At 54.5% G+C, this 20360-nt stretch carries 23 protein-coding genes and 2 pseudogenes; 14 read left to right on the top strand and 11 right to left on the bottom strand.

Annotated features, from left to right (window positions below; all coding sequences use genetic code 11):
• Positions 1-145 precede the first annotated feature (145 nt).
• The 4 genes from ACT3IC_RS20750 (at position 146) to ACT3IC_RS20735 (ending at position 4816) form a co-directional block, all read left to right on the top strand.
• Positions 146-1141 (top strand): alpha/beta fold hydrolase, encoded by a 996-nt coding sequence (locus tag ACT3IC_RS20750; protein WP_103179580.1) that lies wholly within the window; start codon positions 146-148, stop codon positions 1139-1141.
• Positions 1142-1189: 48 nt separating this feature from the next.
• Positions 1190-1930, top strand: a complete 741-nt coding sequence (locus tag ACT3IC_RS20745; protein ID WP_114387091.1) for a response regulator — start codon at positions 1190-1192, stop codon at positions 1928-1930.
• Positions 1927-3228, top strand: a complete 1302-nt coding sequence (locus tag ACT3IC_RS20740) for an ATP-binding protein (RefSeq protein WP_473479088.1) — start codon at positions 1927-1929, stop codon at positions 3226-3228. Before ACT3IC_RS20745 ends, ACT3IC_RS20740 begins: the two co-directional genes overlap by 4 nt.
• A 397-nt stretch (positions 3229-3625) precedes the next feature.
• On the top strand, positions 3626-4816 hold the full coding sequence (locus ACT3IC_RS20735) for a cytochrome c biogenesis protein/redoxin (RefSeq protein WP_156654467.1): 1191 nt from the start codon (positions 3626-3628) through the stop codon (positions 4814-4816).
• On the opposite strand, the gene tam is transcribed toward ACT3IC_RS20735, so the two are convergent.
• Positions 4817-5575 (bottom strand): trans-aconitate 2-methyltransferase, encoded by a 759-nt coding sequence (gene tam / locus ACT3IC_RS20730; RefSeq protein WP_103179583.1) that lies wholly within the window; start codon positions 5573-5575, stop codon positions 4817-4819.
• 87 nt (positions 5576-5662) lie between these two features.
• The gene (locus ACT3IC_RS20725) at positions 5663-6247 is read right to left on the bottom strand and encodes an NUDIX hydrolase (RefSeq protein ID WP_420193459.1); all 585 of its coding nucleotides are present in this window, start codon (positions 6245-6247) and stop codon (positions 5663-5665) included.
• An 86-nt stretch (positions 6248-6333) separates the two neighbouring features.
• Between ACT3IC_RS20725 and ACT3IC_RS20720 the strand changes: the two genes are divergently transcribed.
• The 5 genes from ACT3IC_RS20720 to ACT3IC_RS20700 all read left to right on the top strand — a co-directional run bounded on the left by ACT3IC_RS20720 (position 6334) and on the right by ACT3IC_RS20700 (position 8813).
• Positions 6334-7089 carry a DeoR/GlpR family DNA-binding transcription regulator gene (locus tag ACT3IC_RS20720; protein WP_473479085.1) on the top strand — a complete coding sequence of 252 codons (756 nt, stop codon included), beginning with the start codon at positions 6334-6336 and terminating at the stop codon, positions 7087-7089.
• A 64-nt stretch (positions 7090-7153) separates the two neighbouring features.
• Positions 7154-7513 carry a hypothetical protein gene (locus ACT3IC_RS20715; protein WP_139156342.1) on the top strand — a complete coding sequence of 120 codons (360 nt, stop codon included), beginning with the start codon at positions 7154-7156 and terminating at the stop codon, positions 7511-7513.
• 153 nt (positions 7514-7666) lie between these two features.
• Positions 7667-7969 carry a metalloregulator ArsR/SmtB family transcription factor gene (locus ACT3IC_RS20710; RefSeq protein ID WP_420193514.1) on the top strand — a complete coding sequence of 101 codons (303 nt, stop codon included), beginning with the start codon at positions 7667-7669 and terminating at the stop codon, positions 7967-7969.
• The gene (locus ACT3IC_RS20705) at positions 7959-8390 is read left to right on the top strand and encodes a YeeE/YedE family protein (RefSeq protein ID WP_420193457.1); all 432 of its coding nucleotides are present in this window, start codon (positions 7959-7961) and stop codon (positions 8388-8390) included. The genes ACT3IC_RS20710 and ACT3IC_RS20705 overlap by 11 nt, the downstream gene beginning before the upstream one ends.
• 9 nt (positions 8391-8399) lie before the next feature.
• Positions 8400-8813, top strand: coding sequence for a DUF6691 family protein (locus ACT3IC_RS20700; RefSeq protein WP_214421957.1), 414 nt, complete (start codon positions 8400-8402; stop codon positions 8811-8813).
• 9 nt (positions 8814-8822) lie between these two features.
• Here the strand turns inward: ACT3IC_RS20700 and ACT3IC_RS20695 are convergent, their stop codons facing one another.
• A complete protein-coding gene (locus tag ACT3IC_RS20695) occupies positions 8823-9017 on the bottom strand; it encodes a hypothetical protein (protein WP_473479526.1) in 195 nt (64 codons plus the stop codon).
• A pseudogene (locus tag ACT3IC_RS20690) lies at positions 9004-9381 on the bottom strand (GNAT family N-acetyltransferase); the annotation flags it as partial. The gene ACT3IC_RS20695 and the pseudogene ACT3IC_RS20690, both read right to left, overlap by 14 nt.
• Before the next feature lie 164 nt (positions 9382-9545).
• Here ACT3IC_RS20690 and grxB point away from each other — a divergent pair.
• Both grxB and ACT3IC_RS20680 read left to right on the top strand, forming a co-directional pair.
• Positions 9546-10181 (top strand): glutaredoxin 2, encoded by a 636-nt coding sequence (gene grxB, locus ACT3IC_RS20685; RefSeq protein WP_156654471.1) that lies wholly within the window; start codon positions 9546-9548, stop codon positions 10179-10181.
• Positions 10182-10294: 113 nt separating this feature from the next.
• Positions 10295-10612, top strand: coding sequence for a YebG family protein (locus ACT3IC_RS20680; protein WP_103179592.1), 318 nt, complete (start codon positions 10295-10297; stop codon positions 10610-10612).
• Between the two features lie 174 nt (positions 10613-10786).
• Here ACT3IC_RS20680 and catA read toward each other — a convergent pair whose 3' ends face one another.
• From catA to ACT3IC_RS20660, 4 genes are all read right to left on the bottom strand, one after another.
• On the bottom strand, positions 10787-11449 hold the full coding sequence (catA, locus tag ACT3IC_RS20675) for a type A chloramphenicol O-acetyltransferase (RefSeq protein WP_103179593.1): 663 nt from the start codon (positions 11447-11449) through the stop codon (positions 10787-10789).
• Positions 11450-11626: 177 nt separating this feature from the next.
• A complete protein-coding gene (locus tag ACT3IC_RS20670) occupies positions 11627-12583 on the bottom strand; it encodes a sensor domain-containing diguanylate cyclase (RefSeq protein WP_159338915.1) in 957 nt (318 codons plus the stop codon).
• Between the two features lie 332 nt (positions 12584-12915).
• On the bottom strand, positions 12916-13683 hold the full coding sequence (locus ACT3IC_RS20665; RefSeq protein ID WP_159338912.1) for an alpha/beta fold hydrolase: 768 nt from the start codon (positions 13681-13683) through the stop codon (positions 12916-12918).
• A gap of 73 nt (positions 13684-13756) precedes the next feature.
• Positions 13757-14578 carry an alpha/beta fold hydrolase gene (locus tag ACT3IC_RS20660; RefSeq protein ID WP_156654474.1) on the bottom strand — a complete coding sequence of 274 codons (822 nt, stop codon included), beginning with the start codon at positions 14576-14578 and terminating at the stop codon, positions 13757-13759.
• A gap of 150 nt (positions 14579-14728) precedes the next feature.
• Here ACT3IC_RS20660 and ACT3IC_RS20655 point away from each other — a divergent pair, with 150 nt between their 5' ends.
• Positions 14729-15196, top strand: a complete 468-nt coding sequence (locus tag ACT3IC_RS20655; RefSeq protein WP_325939820.1) for a MarR family winged helix-turn-helix transcriptional regulator — start codon at positions 14729-14731, stop codon at positions 15194-15196.
• Positions 15197-15282: 86 nt separating this feature from the next.
• Here ACT3IC_RS20655 and ACT3IC_RS20650 read toward each other — a convergent pair.
• Together ACT3IC_RS20650 and ACT3IC_RS20645 are read right to left on the bottom strand one after the other, a co-directional pair.
• A pseudogene (locus ACT3IC_RS20650) lies at positions 15283-15568 on the bottom strand (ISNCY family transposase); the annotation flags it as partial.
• A gap of 181 nt (positions 15569-15749) precedes the next feature.
• Entirely contained in the window at positions 15750-16655 is a 906-nt protein-coding gene (locus ACT3IC_RS20645; RefSeq protein WP_159338909.1) for a LysR family transcriptional regulator, read from the bottom strand.
• A gap of 116 nt (positions 16656-16771) precedes the next feature.
• Between ACT3IC_RS20645 and ACT3IC_RS20640 the strand changes: the two genes are divergently transcribed.
• Together ACT3IC_RS20640 and ACT3IC_RS20635 are read left to right on the top strand one after the other, a co-directional pair.
• Positions 16772-18181 carry an MFS transporter gene (locus ACT3IC_RS20640; protein WP_473479502.1) on the top strand — a complete coding sequence of 470 codons (1410 nt, stop codon included), beginning with the start codon at positions 16772-16774 and terminating at the stop codon, positions 18179-18181.
• 92 nt (positions 18182-18273) lie between these two features.
• Entirely contained in the window at positions 18274-19110 is an 837-nt protein-coding gene (locus ACT3IC_RS20635; RefSeq protein ID WP_156654477.1) for an alpha/beta fold hydrolase, read from the top strand.
• Between the two features lie 47 nt (positions 19111-19157).
• On the opposite strand, the gene ACT3IC_RS20630 is transcribed toward ACT3IC_RS20635, so the two are convergent.
• A complete protein-coding gene (locus tag ACT3IC_RS20630; RefSeq protein WP_473479076.1) occupies positions 19158-20339 on the bottom strand; it encodes an aminotransferase-like domain-containing protein in 1182 nt (393 codons plus the stop codon).
• Positions 20340-20360: the final 21 nt, after the last annotated feature.

Below are 20360 nucleotides of genomic sequence, written 5' to 3'. Positions count from 1 at the left end.
GGGTCATCGGGCCGCCTTTTGTATCGCAGTGTATCTGCGCGCGAGCGCGATACACCGCCTTGCAAAACGGCCAAATCTGCACATATTCGCCATACATCAGGGTGATGAGATAAGCGGGTCGAATAGCTGACCCGGAGAAATCACCATGATGAACAAACTGGCTTACTCAACCCTGGCCTTAACCCTCTCATTTGCCACCGTATCCGCCTGTCAGGCCGAGGCGGCAGGCAGCGATTATCACGCGGCCTTTAAGCAGATCCACCAGATTGACGCAGGCGATCTGAATATTGGCTATGTCGATATCGGGCCGAAAAACGGCGAACCGGTGATCCTGCTGCACGGATGGCCGTACGATATTCAGAGCTATGCCCAGGTGGCTCCCGCGCTGGCGGCAAAAGGCTACAGAGTGATCGTCCCGTACAACCGCGGTTTTGGCACCACGCGTTTCCTCTCCTCTACCACCCCACGTAATGGCCAACCGGCGGCCATGGCGAAAGATGTGATTAACCTGATGGACGCCCTGAAAATCAAACGCGCGGTCTTTGCCGGTTACGACTGGGGCGCGAGAACGGCGGATATTGTGGCGGCGCTGTGGCCGGAGCGCGTGAAATCGCTGGTTTCGGTGAGCGGGTATCTGATTGGCAATCAGCAGGCGGGGGCGAAACCGTTGCCGCCGAAGGCCGAACTGCAGTGGTGGTATCAGTTCTACTTCGCCACCGAGCGCGGTGAGAAGGGGTATGCGGCCAACACCCACGACTTTGCGAAACTGATCTGGACCCTGGCATCCCCCGGCTGGAAATTCAGCGATGCGACCTTTAACGTCAGCGCCAAAGCGCTGGATAACCCGGATCACGTGGCGGTGACCATCAGCAACTATCGCTGGCGTCTTGGGCTGGAGCGGGGTGAAAGCCGTTACGACAGCGATGAGCAGAAGCTGGCGGCCGCACCGACCATCAGCGTGCCCACCATCACCATCGAAGGTGATAACAACGGCGCACCGCATCCGGAGCCTGCGGCGTATGCGGCAAAATTTACCGGCAAGTATCAGCATCGCACCTTTACCGGCAATATCGGCCACAATCCGGCCCAGGAAGATCCGCAGGATTTCGTCAAAGCGGTGGTGGATGCGGACAAGTTATAAGCCAGCTATGCTATTTTTTTGCCCATCGCTGAAAAACAGGAGCTTAGGGTGGAGACAACCGATCACATTCTTGTCGTGGATGATGACAGAGATATACGCGAGCTGATCGTCGATTACCTGGTGAAGTCCGGCTATCGCGCCACGGGTGCGGCCAACGGCAAGGAGATGCGCGCCGTGCTCGACAGGCAGGCCGTGGATATGGTGGTGCTGGATATCATGATGCCGGGGGACGATGGCCTCACGCTCTGTCGCCAGCTGCGCAGCGGTCAACATAAGGATCTGCCGATTTTGATGCTGACCGCGCGCCATGACGATATGGATCGCATTCTGGGCCTCGAGATGGGCGCAGACGACTATGTGGTTAAACCCTTTGTGGCGCGTGAGCTGCTGGCGCGGATCAAAGCGATACTGCGCCGGTTTCGCACGCTGCCGCCCAATCTGCAGGTGACCGAAGCCGGACGGATCATCGCCTTTGGCGACTGGCAGCTCGACACCAGCGCCCGTCATCTGCTTGACGCTACCGGGACCATCGTGGCGTTGAGCGGGGCGGAGTACCGTCTGCTGCGGGTATTTGTCGATCATCCTCAGCGCGTATTAACCCGCGATCAGCTGCTTAACTTCACCCAGGGGCGGGATGCAGAGCTGTTTGAACGTTCAATCGATCTCCTGGTCAGCCGGGTGCGCCAGCGCTTAAATGAGGATGCGCGCACACCACTGTATATAAAAACAGTACGTAGTGAAGGCTATGTCTTTTCGATGCCCGTCAGCATTATTGAGGCCAAAGAATGAGGCTCTGGCCGCGCTCGCTTCATTACCGCCTGCTGCTGATTGTCCTGCTGGGGTTGCTGCTCGCCAATGGTCTGAGCCTGACGCTGGTGCTGGCCGAGCGGATGAGCAGCGCCCGGCACGTGATGCTCGGCAATCTGGAAGATGATGTTTCCACCAGCGTGGCGATTCTGGACAGGCTGCCGGCCAATGAGCGGGCGCAATGGCTCCCGCGTCTTGAGAGGGGAAACTATCGTTATCTATTGGGGCCAGGGGAGCCGGGGGCACCTCCGGCCGATGCCCGTTCACGGGATGCAGTCCGGACCCTGACGGAGACGCTCGCAACCCACTATCCGCTGCGCTTCACGGCGGTGCCGGGGCCGGTTTCGCACATTCAGGCCCACCTGACGCTAAGCGACGGCTCGCCGCTGACGCTGGATCTCACCCCCCGCATGCCCCCGGTCGCCCGCTGGCTGCCGGTGGTCTTTGTGATCCAGCTTTTGTTGGTGGTGATCTGCGCCTGGCTGGCGGTGCGCCAGGTGGTGCGGCCCTTTACCCACTTTACCCGGGCAGTGGACACGCTCGAACCCACCAGCCCCAATCCGCTGACGCTCACTGAGCAGGGGCCGCTGGAGGTTCGTCAGGCGGCGCGCGCCTTTAATGCCATGCAGGCGCGGATCCAGGCGTCGCTGAAGGAGAGGGCGCAGATCCTGGCTGCTATTTCCCACGATCTCCAGACGCCCATTACCCGTATGCGGCTGCGCGTGGAGATGGCCGATCAGCCGGATCTGCGCGACAAGCTCACCCAGGACCTGGACAGCATGACGCGCCTGGTGCGCGAGGGAATAGACTACGCGCGCTCGTCCGGCGTGGCGCCTGAACCGGTTCGTAATGTCGATCTTTATACCTTTATTGATACGCTGGTCTGTGACTACAGCGATACCGGCAAAAACGTGCAGTTCTCGGCGGCGAGAAACCACATGCCCTTTGCAACCCGTCCGCAGGCGCTGCACCGGATCCTCACCAATCTGCTGGATAATGCCCTGAAGTTTGGCGATAAGGCAGAGGTGACGCTGACGACAGGTGATAACAGAGTGCAGATTGCCGTGGAGGATAACGGGCCGGGTATTCCGGAGCATGAGCTGGCGGCGGTGTTGCAGCCCTTTTACCGGGTGGAGTCTTCCCGTAACCGGGAAACCGGGGGGACGGGGCTGGGGCTGGCGATAGCGGCACAGCTTACGGGGCAGTTGAACGGGGAGTTGCAGTTGGTGAACCGGGCTGAAGGGGGGCTTTGCGCACGGATAACGTTGCCGATGGTTTGATTTTGTACCCTATCGCCGGGTGGCGGCGTTGCCTTACCCGGCCTACAACATAGCGATGCTAAAGCAATCGAATCATTACAGTAGGTTAAAAGACATACAGCGACGCTCGTGTCCGGCTGAAAATCGCTGAGGCGTTGACCGCAGGCCGGGGCGAGGCGGCGAGCCCCCCTGGCACGTTCACCGGTTCCTTTGTACCAGAGGAGCAAGGAACGTAAGGTGAACGGAACCACCTCGGTAGCCACATGTATACCCGTACCCTTCATCACGCCAATTGTACCGCAATGTATCTCCGCTCAACGCCCATACATCACCTGTCAAAAAACCCTATCCCTCAACACACCGCAAACACATCCCCACGCTGTAATGGCCTCACTATCAACTGGTAAGTGAGGTGTTTATGTTTCTTGTGATCGCATTTTTAGGCGGCATGGTCAGTCTGCTCAGCCCCTGCACGCTTCCCGTTATTCCTCTGCTGTTCGCCGGATTCCGCGGCCAGCGGCGTCAGCTTGTCGCTATGCTGTGCGGTATGGTGATGATGTTTACCCTGGTCGCCAGCCTGATCGCCGTCGCCAGCGACTGGGTGGTGAGCGCCACCATCGTGGGACGCTGGGTGGCGCTGGTGCTGCTGAGTCTCGCCGCCCTGGCGTTGATCTTCCCATCTTTAGCGCAGCGTATCGCCGGGCCAGCGTTACGCCTCGGCAATATGATCAATTCCCGGAGCAACTCTACCCGCGGCTTAGCCTCGGCGGTGCTCGCCGGGCTGGCGGTCGGGCTGCTGTGGTCGCCCTGCGCCGGACCGGTGTTAGGGGCCATTCTCAGCCTGAGTCTCGCGGGTCATAGCCCGATTGCCACCGGCAGCCTGCTGGCAGCGTATGGCAGCGGCTGTGCAGTAATGCTCGCGCTGCTTGGCTTCAGTGGGCAGGCGCTTATCGCCCGCCTGAAAGCCAAATCGGGTCTGATGGAGGGGCTGCGAAAAACCGCGGGGGTGATGATGCTGATGTCCGTTGCGTTTACGGCGTTTGGTCTGAACAGCCTCTTTCAGGGGGCAAACGGGCTGGCCGACCGGCTGGAGAAAACGCTGCTGCAACTGGCGCCAGGGAGCCAGACTCCGCCGACCCTTCAGCCGGTGGCACAGCCGGTCACCACCAGCGCGATGCCCTCTCTGGAAGGTGGTACAGGCTGGCTCAACGGCGAGCCGGTCAGCCCGGCGTCGTTAAAAGGCAAAGTGGTGCTGATCGACTTCTGGACCTGGGACTGCATTAACTGTCAGCACTCGCTGCCGTACGTTCGCGACTGGGCCAACAAATATTCGTCACAGGGTCTGGTGGTGATCGGCGTCCATACCCCGGAGTACCCGTGGGAGAAACCGCTGGCCTCGGTGCAAAAAGCCATTAACAAATGGCAGCTGCCGTACCGGGTGGTGACTGACAATAACTATAAAATCTGGACCGCCTTTGGCAATCGCTACTGGCCTGCACACTACTTCTTCGATGCCAAAGGGCAACTGCGTTACGCCTCTTTCGGCGAAGGGAATACTGACAAGCAGGAGCAGGTGATCCAGCAGCTGCTGAAAGAGGCAAAAGCGTAGCTACGGTGCGCGTCGGGCGATGATAAACAGCCGCGGAAAGGCCAGCAGTATCTGCCCGTTTTCCTGAAGTGGATACTGCTCCTCCAGCAGCTGATGATAGCGATGCAGATAGCGCTGCTGCTCACTCTCATTGAGATCCTGAAGCCACGGACGCAGGCCGGTGGCGCTTACCCAGTCGACGATCGCCTGGTGGGAGGCCATCTGGTGATAATAGGTCGTACGCCAGATATCCACCTCGCAGCCCGCCTCGGTCAGGATATCGTAATAGGCATGGACGCCGGGGAGCGCTGCCCGGCCGCGATCCGGATAATCCTGTTCAAACGCCACCTCACGCATCAGCACGTGGGTGGGCTCCAGGTCGTTATCCGGCATCTGGATAGCCAGTACGCCGTGCAGTTTCAGCATTGAGACCAGATGCGGCAGCAGCTCATAGTGATTCTCTACCCACTGCAAGGAAGCATTGGCGTAAACCACGCTCAGGGTGCGTTCGGGACGGTAGTGGCGAATATCCGCCTCAATAAACCGACAGCCTGGCAGGGTGGCTCTGGCTTCTGCGAGCATGGCGGGCGAGGTATCGACGCCGGTTATCTGCGCCGTGGGCCAGCGCTGCTGCAACAGCGCCGTGCTGTTGCCCGGTCCGCAGCCGAGATCGACCACATCGGTAACGTTATCCAGCGCAATCCGGGACAGCAACTCTAAGGCGGGGCGGGTGCGCTCCGCGCCATATTGCAGATACAGGCCAGGGTTCCAGTCGGTCATGCGGGCATCTCCAGTTTGCTCTTTTCTGAAGTGTAGATGATGAGGTTTCAGACATGACAGAAATCCCTTTCTGTCGGTGCGCGGATGTTAGACGATCTTCTTCAGAGCGACGTGGTAGAGCAGCATGATGGTTTTGCCGTCGACGATAGTGCCATCATCAATGGCCTGGAGCGCCTGTTCTATCGGCCATTCCAGCACTTCGATATCTTCACCTTCGGCCTCGATACCGCCCCCTGCGCCGGTGCGATCCCCAGAGTGATATTCCGCGATGTAGAAGTAGAGCTTCTCGGTGACGGAGCCGGGGCTCATAAAGGCTTCGAACACCTTCTCCACCTGGTCAATCTGGTAGCCAGTCTCTTCTTCCACTTCGGCTTTGATGCGCTTTTCCGGGGCCATGTTATCAAGCAGGCCTGCGGCGGTTTCGATCAGATAACCGTCGTGACCATTTATATAGACCGGAAAGCGAAACTGGCGGGTGAGGATCACCGTTTTTTTTTCGCGGTTATAGAGCAGGATGGTTGCGCCGTTTCCCCGGTCGTAGGCTTCGCGGTTCTGACGCTGCCACTCCCCGTTGCGACGACGCAAATCGAAGGTATATTTTTTGAGTGTGTACCAGTCATCTGACAGCGTTTTGCTGTCGAGAATGCGTACTTCTGCACGAGTTGATTGCACGATGCCTCCTGAATAGGTAGATTGACCATCATAGTCTGCACATTCGTGCAATATCAAGATCAAACATGCAGCCTCAGGAATCTCTCATGCTCACCCGTCAACGCAAACAACTGATCCTTGAAAAACTGAATACCGAAGGGGAGGTGCTCTCTAAAACCCTCAGCATCGAATTTCAGGTGTCCGAAGATACCATTCGCCGGGATCTGCGCGAGCTGGCAGCCGAGGGGCGTTTACAGCGGGTGCATGGCGGCGCGCTGCCGGCATCTAAGGCGGTATCCAGCTTTGCCGAGCGCAGCCACCTTGGCATCGACGCCAAAAAGCGGGTGGCGCAGAAGGGGGTTGAGCTTATCTCGCCGGGACAGGTGGTGATGATTGATGGCGGGACGACCACGACCGAGCTGGTTCGCTGCTTGCCGGCGGATCTCTCCTTTACGGCGGTCACCCACAGTCCCGGTATTGCGCTGGCGCTGGTGGACCATCCCCGGGTTGAGGTGATCCTGATTGGCGGGCGTTTGTTTCGCCACTCTATCGTCACGGTGGGAGCCGCCGCGATTGAGGGTATCGAACGTATCCATGCAGATCTCTTTTTCATGGGAGTAACCGGTATTCACCCGGAAGCAGGGTTAACCACCGGTGATTATGAAGAAGCGTGCATCAAGCGTGCATTTTCCGGCAGGGCCGCCGAAACGGTGGTGCTGGCGTCGCCGGAGAAGATAAATACCGCTTCACCCTTCCTGATTGGCGAGCTTTCACTCATTAACACCGTAGTAGTTGAACCGGATACCGACAGTCGCTGGGTTGAGGCGGTGGTTGGGCAGGGCGTGTCGGTTGTTAAAGCGTGATACGGAAATGCTGATCGCAGGAAGAGCGTAGCCGTATAAGCTACGCTTTTGCAGTAACCTGTTCATGACTAAGGACTGCGTGATGCTGCAAAAAATCAGCCTTCTAACCCTTGCCTGTTTACTCTTCACCGGCTGTATGTCCATGTCCGGTGAGGGCACTTCACCCGAAGAGAAGAAGTTTCGTAAAGTCGAGGCCGCGGCGAAAGAGTGCGCCGAGATTGTGAAAAACCAGACTATCGAACTCACCGCCGAGGGCAAAGACGCCGACACCCGCTGGACGACCCTCGACTATGTGGGGCCCGATCAGCGTACCCGCACCGTAGAATATCGTACCTCGTCAGTGCTGGATAATGGCGAACCGGGCAGAGCGTGGCAAAGCTGTATGTCGGATAAAAAAGCGCTGGTGCCTGAGCTGAAATTATAAGGTCAGGCCAGATGGGGGAGAAAAAAATGCCGGCAGCCATCTGCCGGTTTTTTTTGCTATGCGGCCCGGCTTACAATATACTAAAATACATTATATAAATATGTATATTTATGGGTGCATATCGTGACTACGAATAGCGATATTCAGGATGCAATGAAACAGGCGGCACTGGGGGCTGCGGAGCTTTTGCGCGGTTTGTCCAATGCCGACAGACTGCTGTTGATGTGTCAGTTAAGCCAGGGGGAAGCGAACGTCGCGCAGCTTGAAGAGGCGGTGGGGATCCGTCAGCCCACCCTGTCCCAGCAGCTGGGCGTATTGCGGCGTTTAAAGCTGGTGGAGACCCGACGTACAGGTAAACAGATTTTCTACCGGATTGAGGATCCGCGGATCTTCACGCTGCTCAACACCTTATATGACCTCTATTGCCCACAGAAAGGTACCGATCATGATCGTTGATTTCGCTCACTTTACGCCGTTGAGTAGCCTCGCGGGGGGGATGTTAATCGGGCTTGCCGCCATACTGCTGATTCATTTCTGCGGACGAATCGCCGGGATCAGCGGCATTATGGCGGGGATGCTGACGAAACAGACCCGTAACGAGGGGTGGCGGATAGCCTTTTTAGCCGGTCTTATCGGTTCACCTCTGCTGTTCAGCCTTTTCTTTCCCTTACCTGAGATAACGGTTCAAACCTCGTGGCCACTGATTATTGTGGCGGGCCTGCTGGTGGGCGCCGGGACGCGTCTGGGATCCGGGTGTACCAGTGGGCACGGCGTCTGCGGACTGTCGCGTTTTTCCAGACGTTCCCTGGCGGCCACGCTGACCTTTATGGCGGTCGGTATTATTACCGCAACGCTGACCGGTTTCTGGCTCGGTTAAGGAGGAGATATGTTAATGGTCATTGCCGCGTTTCTGTGTGGCCTGATTTTTGGCGTGGGTTTGCTGATAAGCGGGATGGCAAATCCGGAGAAGGTGCTTGGCTTTCTGGATCTCTCTCAGCCCTGGGATCCCTCTCTTGCCTTCGTGATGCTCGGGGCGATTGCGGTGGGGACAGTCGGCTTCAGGTTAGCTAAAGGCAAACAAACGTCGTTTTGCGGGGCGCCGATCCGGCTGCCGGAGAATAACACCGTAGACCGCGCGCTGCTGATGGGCGCTGTTCTGTTCGGCCTGGGTTGGGGGCTGGCGGGTATTTGTCCCGGACCGGCGCTGGTCTTACTGGGTACGGGCGCAGGGAAGGGAGTGCTGTTTGTGTTGTCGATGCTGGCCGGAATGTGGTTCGTGAACAAGGTCCGGCCAGCGTAACACCGCGATTCAGGACATTGACTCCGCTTCTGGCAGAACAAGGGAATTGAGGACATGGTCCTGCCAGATCCCGTTTATCTTGAGGTAGGAGTGGGCATAGCCCTCTTTGACAAACCCGAGGCTGGCAAGCAGTTCTACTGCTGCGCGCGTTATCAGGAAGATGGTTTGCCATAATCCGGTGAAAGCCGTAATGCATCTGTACATAATCCAGAGAGTCTTTAAGCGCCTCTTGCATGAGTCCTTTCCCCTGATGAGCGTGGTCGAGAGAGAAACCGAGATAGCACGCCTGGAAAACCCCAAAGATAAAATTGGTGAAATTAATGCTGCCGATGATGTTATTTTCACCTTTTAACGTGAAAACGATTTGCAGACATTTTCTTGCTTCATAATCTTTCTGCGCACTCGCAATCCGTTGGGACACGCTATCCAGTGTGAAATAGTCTTCATTACGCAATGGCTCAAAGGGCGCGAAATGTGAGCGATTTTCCAGCAGGAAAAGCTGGAATCTTTCTGCCCGGTCGGGCGTCAGTAGCCAGACATCTGTACGTTGAGTGGAAAATAACTTCATATGTATATCTAATTAACATTGTGGTTACATCTATTGTACTGATTACAAGATTGATTTTCAGCTGACTTCAACCTACTAAAGTTAGACTGGTAACCCTGACCCGATTTGCCCGATCCTGTCAGGTCATTCCTCCCTCATCCAACTGTATAAAGAAAGAGAGCGCTATGAAACTCTATGTATATGAGCATTGCCCGTTCTGTATCCGCGCGAGAATGATCTTTGGTCTTAAAAAGGTGCCCTTCGAGCTGGGCGTAATAATGGAAGGGGATGTCGAAACGCCAACCCGTATGGTGGGCAGAAAGGTCGTGCCGATCCTGCAAAAAGAAGAGGGCGCTTACATGCCGGAAAGCATGGATATCGTCCATTATGTCGATCAGCTTGACGGCACGCCGGTGATTAAAGGTGAATGCGATCCCCTGATTGAGGCCTGGTGCAAAGAGAACACGCGCACCGTCTTTAACCTGGCGATCCCACGTTTTACCCGGGCAGATTTTCAAGAGTTGTCCACCCCAGCCGCGCGCGAAGCCTATACCCAGCGTGAGATAAAAGCGTTTGGCGATCTGGAGGCATTATTGGCCAATAGTCAGGCCTGTATCGATACGCTGGTGGATGAACTGGCTAAAATCGAGCCTTATCTGCGTGCCAGACACCCGATAAGCATCACCGATTTTTACCTTTTCCCGGTGCTGAACTCGCTGACAATTGTGAAAGCGTTCCCGTATCCGGACTACCTGAGCGGCTATCTGGACCACGTTGCGACGTCCTGTAACGTACCGCTGTTTACCGATAAGGCGTTGTAATTGAAGGGGGGCCGCCCCCGAACATATTAAGCAGGTTTACCCAGCGCATTTTTGGCTGCAACACAAACCGGGAAGTGTTATACTGTATATAATTACAGTATAGGGGGTGCATAATGGCTGTTGAAACAAAATATGTTGTCGTAAGAAAAGGTGAAGAGAAAATGACATTTGCCAGTAAGAAAGAGGCTGACGCTCACGACAAACTGCTCGACCTCGCAGAAGCGTTCACCGACTGGCTGTTGCAAAGTGACATGCAGATGGATGAAACGCAGGCTGAAAATCTGGGGCTCTATCTCGCCGAGCAGAAAGAGGCCGTGCAGCATATTCTGCGTACCAGCAAACTTCCCGATCTTAATGCCGCAACAGCAGCAGAGAAAGCAGCGTCAGATGAAGGTGGCAGTAAAAAAATCAGAGCAGTTAAAGCTGCCTGATCAACACATCATCGCTGAGCCTGTCGCCGCAAGCGGGTAACTGCTTGCGGTTTTTTTTGTCATATGCCAGGCACAGATGGGTAAATGTGGTGAGGAAGGCAGGAAGCGGGCAGAGCATTAACATAATCGTCATCGCCTGGACCCGTTTCTCGCTTAACTACAGAAGCGGCCAGTTTAAGCGCGGTGCGGTAAGTCGCTCATTATCTCTTGTATTTCATTGAACAGTCTTGCCAGATGGAAACCATCGCAAACGGAATGATGGACCTGAACGGCGAGCGGCAACAAGGTCTTTCCATCCTGTTCGTAGTATTTGCCAAAGGTGAACATGGGCGCGAAAAAGTTCTTCATGTTTGCAACGTTGACATTGAAACTGGTAAACGTTGCCCAAGGAATAGCCGATACGAAAAATATATTGTCCGGTGACTCGCCCTTAGGCCAGTAAGAAAGGTTATTCCCGTAGCGTGCAACGTCCTCAGAATAGGTTTTTTGGAAGTGCGCCATATTGCCATCGTAATAACTCCATATTGATGAGAATGTCTCCGTTTCATTATGGAAAATGGTGTAGCTCGGATAAACTTCCTTCCATATAACCAGTTCATCGTCCTTCATAGCCATACGAAACTCGGTATGCCTGTTTACCACCTCAGAAATGATGGAGATGATAGTAGGGTAAAACTTCCAGCCAACATCTTTAATATGTTTCAGCAGATCGGTGATGTCTAAATTAACGGTCTGGTTAATGGTGCTCTGAGCAAAAGACTGAAATACCGCAAAATGTTCCTTCCTGGCCCAACGAGATAAGTCAACAGGCGTATATTCTGGGATTGTTTTTTTCATTTTTCACCCTTTGATTAGCGATGTAATTCAGCGTTCAGCTAAGATTTTTCCATGATAAACCAGCATATCTCATTATCACTCTGATATGCATCGGTAAAGTGAGGCTGATTGCCAGTTACGTTAAGAAGAGCGGTGGCTGCGACGGTACCTTAAAGATTGCTGCGCAAAGCGCTCCTTTTAAAGCTGTCTTCTGCGCTTCACTGAGTACATCACTTCGTCACTCTTTTTGATCATTTCGTCAAGCGACGAATAGTGGCCCTGATCATTGTGCAGAACGCCAGAAGAGTAATTGATGTTATAGGGTTTACCTGATTTTTCGTTGTAATCGTCCACTCCCCGACGAAGCGCATGCAAAAAAGCTTCCGTAGCACTCCGGGTGGTAATGAGCACGGCGAATTCGTCCCCACCCAGCCGACCGGCAATATCGCCGGGATTGAGGAACTGAAACAACAGTCCTGAGAAGACTTTCAGAACCTCATCGCCTTCAGCATGTCCCCAAAGATCATTGATAGGTTTGAATTTATCCAGATCAAAAAAGATAAGACTGAACGGTGTATTACGCTCAGTGAGGGCGCGGAACCGTTTTTCTCCTGTCCGGTAAAAACCCCGCCGATTCGCTATTCCGGTCAGACTGTCGGTCATCGCCATGCCGATGACCTGAAATTCATCCTCAACAATGAAAGCCAGATCCTTGAGTGAAGCAATATCCTCGTCGTTAAAGCTGCGGGGGATGGTATGAATGAGGCAAAGCGTACCTGCCACTTCTCCGTCAGGGAGATGCACCGGATAGCCAGCGTAAAATCTGATGTAAGGTTCACCGGTGACCAGGGGATTATCATGAAAACGCTCATCAACAGATGCATCGTTAACGATAAAAGCGCCATCCTGCAAAATGGCATGCCCACAGAATGAGATATTACGTGGCGTTTCCCGGACACCGAGACCCTCGCATGCAATCAACCATTGTCGCTCGCGATCCAGCAGGCTTATCAGGACCACAGGTACCTGAAAGATTCGCCTGGCAAGCCGGGTAAGACGATCAAAACGCTCATCGTCTCTGGTATCAAGCAGGTCTGCGAGATAAAGCGACTTTAGTCTTTCTTCTTCATTTTCCGGTATGCCGGGGAATTTCATAGAACCTCAACGACTTATGCGCGTTTTTGATATTTTCATCTACACCACAATATTCTTTAGCTGAGTATAGGATAAGCAGAAATTACCCGCCTGTCTGGACACTGATATCTGTTTCTGTCGGGGCTTGTCAGATAAAGAACCGTATCCATTTTTAAAAATGGGGACTCGTTCGCGAAGATAGAGAAAACGCCCGCCTTTACCGCAGGCGGACGATCTCTCTTCTGTTTATTTCGAAGGCAGCAGACACTGTATACCCCGGCGGTTGCACCGCAGAAAAAAGTCCGGGACAGTGCCTCTGACGGGGAAGGGCGTCAAAGAGAGGACAGAGACATTTATTTCGCGGCTTCCTCAATAAGTGTGGCTACGTCCTGAGGATGAGAAACCATCACGACATGAGATGCCCCTTTGATCACCACGGTGTGCTTTGATCCCGCGCGTTCAGCCATAAAACGCAAACTTTGGGCAGGGATATTTTTATCGCCATCACCATAAATGAAGTAAGAGGGCACTGTTTTCCAGGCGGGGGCTCCCGATTTTTCAGTTAATGCTGCTTCGGTCACGGGTCGTTGTCCTGCCGCCATCAGCGCAGCTTTTTCAGCTGACACGTCATGAGCGAATTGCTGGTGGAACTTCGACTGCTCAATGGACAGATCGACATTACCATCAGCCAGCTTAACCGGCGTGGAAAGCGCCTCGCCAAGCGTGCCTCCGGGGAATTTCCCCGCCAGTTCAGCGGCAGCTTCACCCGCGTCAGGAGCAAATGCGGCGACATAAACCAGTGATTTAACATTTTTCGTTTCCCGGGCTGCGTTCGTTATTACCTGGCCGCCATAGGAATGTCCGACAAGTACCACAGGTCCTTTAATATTGCTCACAACAGAAGAGACGTAAGCCGCATCAGTCGAAACACTGCGCAGCGGATTAGCCGCTGCAACGACGTTATACCCATCTTTTTGCAGGATACGGGTGACATCATTCCAGCTAGATGAGTCAGCAAAGGCTCCATGAACCAGGACAACAGTCGGCTTTGCGGTTTCGGCGAAAGCACTGGCAGACAGCAGAGCGGTAGCAATAGCGAGGGAGGCAGCAAATTTAGACATGATAGTTTCCCTTTAACTCAGTTGATGAGGTATGCGTATGATGGATGTGGCCTGTATGGAACAGGCCACCTCGTTAGCCGCGAATAAAGCCCAGTACGTCAGCATTAAAGCGGTCGGCCTCTGTCTCAGCCAGACCATGTGAGCCGCCGGCATATATCTTCAGTGTGGCGTGCGCAACGATCTCAGCGGCGCGGTGTGCTGATGCCTTAATGGGCACAATCTGGTCATCGTCACCATGAATAATCAGAGTAGGGCGATCAATCTGCTGCAGATCGCGTGTGTAGTCGACCTCGGAGAACTCATGGATGCAGTCATATTGTCCTTTAATACCTCCCTGCAGCCCGATCCTGCGAAAGTTTTCCCGCAGCCCGTCATTGGTTGGTACATGGTCGCGATTGAAGCCATAGAATGGAATGGTCAGGTCAAAGAAGAACTGAGCACGGTTTTTAGCCGTTCCTTCGCGAATGGCATCAAATACCTCCAGCGGAGTGCCGTCGGGGTTAGCATCCGTCCGGAGCATCTGAGGAGGTACTGCGCCAACCAAAACAACTTTAGCTACACGGGAAGTACCATGACGACCGATATAATGTGCAACTTCGCCACCCCCTGTGGAATGGCCTACTAAAATCAGGTCCTTCAGATCCAGTGCTTCAATAAGTTCGGCCAGATCGTCAGCATACCGATCCATATTGTTGCCATGGAATGTCTGGTCCGAACGCCCGTGGCTGCGCCGGTCATGAGCGATGACTCTGAAGCCATTCTGGCTGAAGAAGAGCATCTGCTGATCCCAGGCGTCTGACGATAACGGCCATCCGTGAGCAAAGAGGACTGGCTGACCTGAACCCCAGTCTTTATAGAAAATGCCAGTCCCGTCTGTCGTTGTGAATGTGGACATATCGTTCTCCTGTTATGAATTGTATGTTGCTGCGCAATTGATTTGTGCACGACTTGTTTGTGTGTGAATTAATCTGGCATTACTTTTTGTTGTTGTCAATCGCTTGCAATTAAATCGTACACAAATTATTTTAGAAGGACTGGAGGACATATGACTAAAGAGATAAATACCGGGGATTTACTCCCGGATGTGCACGGCATGCTCTGCTTCTCGCTATACTCCGCGGGACATGCGTTTACGCAGCTCTATCGCCCAATGCTCGATAAGCTGGGATTAACCTATCCCCAGTACCTGGTGATGATCACGTTGTGGAATCAGGATGGACGCACAGTGAAGGAGCTGAGTGGAATACTCTTCCTTGAGTCCAGCACGCTCACGCCTTTACTTAAGCGGCTGGAGAGCGCGGGGTTGATCACCCGGACACGCAATCCGAAGGATGAACGTGAAGTGCTTATTCATCTGACAGAGAAGGGGGATACACTGAAAATTGAGGCCAGCAATATCACGCGCTGTATTGTGGATACCCTTGGAATGGATGCGGATGCAGTTGCTGACATTAAATCATCAGTCGATAAGATCCGCGATCGGCTACACCGGGCACAGAGACCGGACAACTGATGATGCGATAAAGGCAATAGGGTCCTGTATAACATGAAGTTGTAGGGGGATATCTTCTGGTATTCATCCGGGGGATAAACCCTGAATAGCGACCGGACCGTTTCTTTGGACAGGTGAACATCGTGCAGTTCTGCGAGTTTTTCACCTGCAAGCGTCGGCCCGAAGTCGGTATAGCGTTCTCGGATAATATTGAGTGCGTACCGGGCAAGACCATCAGGCGTTAGCCATACCTGGTGGGCCAGTTTCACGGTAACGCGACAGAAGGCATCTGCACTGACGATCGGAGATACCCAGCCGCTGCGCGACCATCTGAGTGGTCAAACGCCGGTCGACAAAATCCAAAACGAAAAACACAGCTGAATGTGCCATCATCGGAATCCATCGATGCTGAATCTTACTGTGAACTGCCCAGACCGGACATTATAATTTTGCTATCACCATGTTAGTGCGCATAATGTATATTATGTTAAATGCGATCTATGGCAGCAACGCAGACGTACCGGGCCTCGTATTACGCGCCCAGCTTTATCCCCTCGCCTCAACTTCTCATTCATCACCGTACACTCCGACACACCTCAAGCACTTTTTCTCTTAGCCATCGATGACCGGGATCTTTTTCCATTCTCGGATGCCACATCTGCGACACCGTGATGGCACGGGTCTTGAACGGCAGTTCGAATACATGCAGTTGCTCTGTCATCTGCGGGTTTTGCAAATACAACGCCGGAACCATGGCGATAAGATCCGATGCCAGCGCCACGGACAACGCCGTCGGAAAGCCAGGCACCACGCTTGCTACCTTACGCGACAGACCTGACTCCGCCAGTGCATCATCCACAAACCCATGTAATGATCCATTGGGCGCGGCCACCACATGGCCCCAGGCAACATAATCCTTTACGCTGATTTCCGGTAACGATGCCAGCGGATGCGTCTTACGCACGGCGCCGACAAACCGGTCCTGAAAAAGTCGCTGCAGGCGAATTTCCGGCCCCATATTGCCCTGGACGCCAATTTCCAGATCGACCAGCCCCTCGCGCAGATAGCGCGACGTTTTTTCAGGCTTGGGCGCAAAACGGAGACAGACATCCGGGGCGGCCTCCGCCACCGCGGCAATCAGCGCCGGGCCAAACGCGACGACAAATCCATCGTTGGCCCGGATAGTGAACAGGCGCGCCAGACTTTCCAGCCTGAGCGTCTCCATTGACGGCTGCAACACTGCCCTCGCCTCCTGAACCGCATTTCTGGCGCGATCCCGGGAGGCTTCTGCCCAGGGGGTCAGCACCATATTTCGTCCGGCCCGCACCAGAATCGGATCGCCTGTCACCTCGCGCAGCCTGTTGAGCGTGCGGCTCATGGCAGATGCACTCAGGTTTAAGCGCCGTGCAGCACCGGCCACGCTCGCTTCTGCCAGCAGAATGTCGAGGGCGACCAACAGATTAAAATCGGGATCGGACATAATAAACCTCAGATAAGGCGTTCGGTGCAATGATTAAGTGTAAACCATGCGTCTTCCGCCTTATATACCTCGTGCTTATAGTTTCGTCATTAAACCCCCCTTAAGGAGTTCAGATGATGACGCTATTTTCAAACCAACCCGGTGATGAGGGGCTGCCTGGCCCGGCGCGCGCCCGGGTGATGATCGCCGTAATGATGACCACCCTGATGGGGGTGTTTGATGGCACCATGATCAACATTGCCCTGCCCTCTATGGCGCAAGCGATGCAGGTGCCTGCAAGCTACGCGGTCTGGTTCGCCAACGGTTATCTGCTCTCTGCGGCAATGACGTTGATGATTTTCGCCTCCCTCGCGACGATCTATGGCACTCGCCCCATTTTTCTGTCAGGGCTCGCCACCTTTACGCTGACCTCACTGGGCTGCGCACTGGCAACTACCCCAGAAATGCTTGTAGCAATGCGTATCCTGCAGGGGATCGGCGGCGCGGCGACGTTAAGTATTGCTCCGGCGATCCTGCGCGGCGTTTTCCCGGGACGACTGCTTGGCCGCGTGCTGGGTCTGCATGCCCTGCTTATAGCATCCAGCACCGCCATTGGCCCGGTGCTGGGCGGCACGATACTGGATACCCTGAGCTGGCAATGGTTGTTTGCCATTAACATATTTCCGGGAACCTTAGCCTTGTTGCTGGCTTTCAGGGCGCTACCCGGAAAAACAACGTCCGGCAAAACTGCGTTTGACCTTCCTGGCGCGCTGCTGTCAGCGACCCTTTTGGGGGCAATGATTATGGCGGCGAACAGCCTTCACCAGGTGGCGGTCTGCTGGGGGCTTCTCGCCCTGTTCAGCACGATGCTGTTTATCTGGCATATTCGCCGCGCCAGGTCACCCATACTGCCGCCCGTTATATTCAAGAACGGACGTTTCACCCTCGCGGCATTAACGTCACTGGCCTCTTTTGTCAGCCAGGGGATCACCTTTGTTGCGTTGCCTTTCCTGTTTCAGAGCGTATATGGCTACAGCCCCGTTGTATCCGCGCTGCTGTTCGTGCCCTGGCCTATAGGTATTGTGCTGATCGCGCCCCACGCCGGCCGCTGGGCAGACACGGTTTCTGCGCCGCTGATCTCGACTCTTGGGCTGGCCATCTTTGTTGTGGGGTTGATTCTGCTGGCGATGCTGCCCGCCTCGCCTTCCGTATGGGATATCTGCCTGCGTAGCCTGGTTTGCGGCATCGGATTTGGATGTTTTCAAAGTCCTAACAACCGGGAAATGTTGTCGAATGTTGCTCGCGAACAGGCAAGCTATGCATCCGGGGTATTATCCATTGCCCGAACTTTCGGGCAGTGCCTGGGCGCCGCTGTTGTAGGTATCCTGCTGACCCTCATCTCGCCGGTAACCGGCCAGACGTTAAATGAACGGGCTGTCCATTTCGCCCTGTGGGTCGCAGTTGCTGCGTCTGTCGCTTCAGTGTTGTTTAGCCTCAGCCGACTGCGCAGAACGCATGCGTTTTCGTTGGGAGGAAGCAATCGTTAATCTTCTCAACTAGACTTCTTAGCGGCTGTACGTCTTTAACTGCGGACGCAGCCCACTTCACTCAGGTTCTTTTATTCCCCGAGAGGTCTATCATGTCATTTGTTACCACCAACGATGATGTCAGTATCTTCTATAAAGATTGGGGTCCTAAAGATGCACAGCCCATTTTCTTCCACCACGGCTGGCCATTAAGCGCTGACGACTGGGATAACCAGCTGTTGTTCTTTTTAGCTGAAGGTTTCCGCGTTATTGCCTCCGACCGTCGTGGTCATGGCCGCTCAAGTCAGGTCAGCGATGGACACGATATGGATCACTACGCCGCCGATGTGTCTGCCGTTGTGGAACATCTGGATCTGCGTAACGTTGTCCATGTTGGTCACTCCACCGGCGGCGGACAGGTTGCGCGCTATGTGGCGAAATACGGTCAACCGCAGGGTCGCGTGGCGAAAGCGGTTTTAATCAGCGCCGTACCGCCGTTAATGGTGAAAACGCCGGAAAATCCAGGCGGTACACCGTTGGAGGTTTTTGATGGATTCCGTAAAGCGCTGGCCGCAAACCGGGCGCAATTTTATCTCGACGTGGCGACGGGCCCCTTCTACGGCTTCAACCGAACGGGGGCTGAAATATCCCAGGGGACTATTCAGAACTGGTGGCGGCAAGGGATGATTGGCAGCGCGAAAGCGCACTATGAGGGTATTAAAGCCTTTTCCGAGACGGACCAGACCGACGATCTGAAAGCGATCACCGTGCCGGTGCTTATTTTGCAGGGTGATGACGATCAGGTGGTGCCTTATAAGAATGCCAGCCTGCTTCAGGATGAACTTATCAGCAACAGCACGCTGAAAGTTTATCCAGGCTATCCTCACGGGATGCACACCACGCACCCTGATACGATCAACAAAGACTTACTCGATTTTATCCGCAGCTAAGTCAATGATTCGGGTGGCCTTCGCCACCCGTTTTACTTCCGCGCCCCTTATAAGGAGGCTTTTAACCGTGCGACCGCCTCTTGCAGATTTTCATCCGTGACGCTGACGTATGACATGCGCAGCGTGTTGTGATCCGGCTCGTTACAGTAGAAGAACTCCCCTGGCACGTAGACCACGCCGTTGTTGAGGGTCTTTTTCAGCCACTCGGTAGTATTCATCTCATATTTAAATTTCGCCCACAGGAACATGCCGCCCATCGGTTTGTGGAACGTCAGGTGATCGCCCATTTCGCGCTCCACCGCCTGGCAGAGGATCTCGCATTTGTGTTTATAGGCGTCACGGATCAGCGCGATTTGTCCCGCCAGTCGTCCCGTGGTGAGATAGTGATAAGTGAGCGACTGCGACAATGTGCTGGTGTGTAAATCGGTGGCTTGCTTGAGGATCACCACCTGACGCTTCACCCAGTCCGGCAGCACTAACCAGCCTACCCTTGCCCCCGGCGCGAGGATTTTTGAAAAGGTCGAGGTGTAAATCACGTTATCGCTGCACCCCATCTCTGCCGCCCAGGCTTTTAATGGCGTGAAGGTGTTGTCGGTAAAATTGATTTCGCCGTAGGGATCGTCTTCGATAATCACAAAATCGTAGCGCTGCGCTAACTCCACCAACTGCTTGCGGCGCTGCTCTGTCAGCGTTACGCCGCCTGGGTTGCCAAACGTCGGTACGATGTAGACCGCCTTAATCGGCGTGGTCTTAACCAGCGCTTCGAGCTCATCAACGATCATCCCTTCGCCGTCGGTACCCACCGACATCAGGTTAGCCTCGGCTAACTGCAGAACCTGCAGGGCCGCGAGATAGGTTGGACGTTCAACGACAACAATGTCGCCCGGATTGATCAGCGCGCGCGCCAGAATATCCAGTGACTGCTGGGAACCGGATGTGACAACCACCTCGTCGATACCGCAGCGGATCCCCCTGCCGCTCAGCAGCTGGCAGATTTCGCCGCGCAGTTCCGGGCTACCTTCGCTCAGACCGTACTGAAAAGCATCCTTCCAGGTGCTGGAGAGCACCTTTTCCATTGCCATTTCCAGCCCTTCGCGATCGAAAAGATCCGGATTGGGAATGCCCCCGCCGAGTGAAATCACCCCTTCCATCTTGCTGTGTTTTAATAGTTCTCTGATCGCCGATGACTGGAGGTTTTGTACTTTGTGGGCAATTTTGTTCTGCGACATCTCTCGTTATCCTGGTTTGTT

It is taken from the genome of Leclercia sp. GHBNCSD, assembly GCF_055805075.1.
The sequence above is the reverse complement of the archived record's forward strand: the minus strand, read 5'-3'. Positions and strand labels throughout refer to the sequence as shown.

Bases quoted from the DNA above. Each gene is read 5' to 3' on its own strand.
- ACT3IC_RS20735 (WP_156654467.1), top strand. From the start codon at position 3,626: ATGTTTCTTGTGATCGCATTTTTAGGCGGCATGGTCAGTCTGCTCAGC.
- ACT3IC_RS20630 (WP_473479076.1), bottom strand. From the start codon at position 20,339: ATGTCGCAGAACAAAATTGCCCACAAAGTACAAAACCTCCAGTCATCG.
- ACT3IC_RS20715 (WP_139156342.1), top strand. From the start codon at position 7,154: ATGACTAAGGACTGCGTGATGCTGCAAAAAATCAGCCTTCTAACCCTT.
- ACT3IC_RS20740 (WP_473479088.1), top strand. From the start codon at position 1,927: ATGAGGCTCTGGCCGCGCTCGCTTCATTACCGCCTGCTGCTGATTGTC.
- ACT3IC_RS20750 (WP_103179580.1), top strand. From the start codon at position 146: ATGATGAACAAACTGGCTTACTCAACCCTGGCCTTAACCCTCTCATTT.
- ACT3IC_RS20655 (WP_325939820.1), top strand. From the start codon at position 14,729: ATGACTAAAGAGATAAATACCGGGGATTTACTCCCGGATGTGCACGGC.
- ACT3IC_RS20695 (WP_473479526.1), bottom strand. From the start codon at position 9,017: ATGTACAGATGCATTACGGCTTTCACCGGATTATGGCAAACCATCTTC.
- ACT3IC_RS20705 (WP_420193457.1), top strand. From the start codon at position 7,959: ATGATCGTTGATTTCGCTCACTTTACGCCGTTGAGTAGCCTCGCGGGG.
- ACT3IC_RS20670 (WP_159338915.1), bottom strand. From the start codon at position 12,583: ATGAAATTCCCCGGCATACCGGAAAATGAAGAAGAAAGACTAAAGTCG.
- ACT3IC_RS20710 (WP_420193514.1), top strand. From the start codon at position 7,667: ATGAAACAGGCGGCACTGGGGGCTGCGGAGCTTTTGCGCGGTTTGTCC.
- ACT3IC_RS20700 (WP_214421957.1), top strand. From the start codon at position 8,400: ATGTTAATGGTCATTGCCGCGTTTCTGTGTGGCCTGATTTTTGGCGTG.
- grxB (WP_156654471.1), top strand. From the start codon at position 9,546: ATGAAACTCTATGTATATGAGCATTGCCCGTTCTGTATCCGCGCGAGA.
- ACT3IC_RS20645 (WP_159338909.1), bottom strand. From the start codon at position 16,655: ATGTCCGATCCCGATTTTAATCTGTTGGTCGCCCTCGACATTCTGCTG.
- ACT3IC_RS20680 (WP_103179592.1), top strand. From the start codon at position 10,295: ATGGCTGTTGAAACAAAATATGTTGTCGTAAGAAAAGGTGAAGAGAAA.
- catA (WP_103179593.1), bottom strand. From the start codon at position 11,449: ATGAAAAAAACAATCCCAGAATATACGCCTGTTGACTTATCTCGTTGG.
- ACT3IC_RS20660 (WP_156654474.1), bottom strand. From the start codon at position 14,578: ATGTCCACATTCACAACGACAGACGGGACTGGCATTTTCTATAAAGAC.
- tam (WP_103179583.1), bottom strand. From the start codon at position 5,575: ATGACCGACTGGAACCCTGGCCTGTATCTGCAATATGGCGCGGAGCGC.
- ACT3IC_RS20665 (WP_159338912.1), bottom strand. From the start codon at position 13,683: ATGTCTAAATTTGCTGCCTCCCTCGCTATTGCTACCGCTCTGCTGTCT.
- ACT3IC_RS20720 (WP_473479085.1), top strand. From the start codon at position 6,334: ATGCTCACCCGTCAACGCAAACAACTGATCCTTGAAAAACTGAATACC.
- ACT3IC_RS20635 (WP_156654477.1), top strand. From the start codon at position 18,274: ATGTCATTTGTTACCACCAACGATGATGTCAGTATCTTCTATAAAGAT.
- ACT3IC_RS20640 (WP_473479502.1), top strand. From the start codon at position 16,772: ATGACGCTATTTTCAAACCAACCCGGTGATGAGGGGCTGCCTGGCCCG.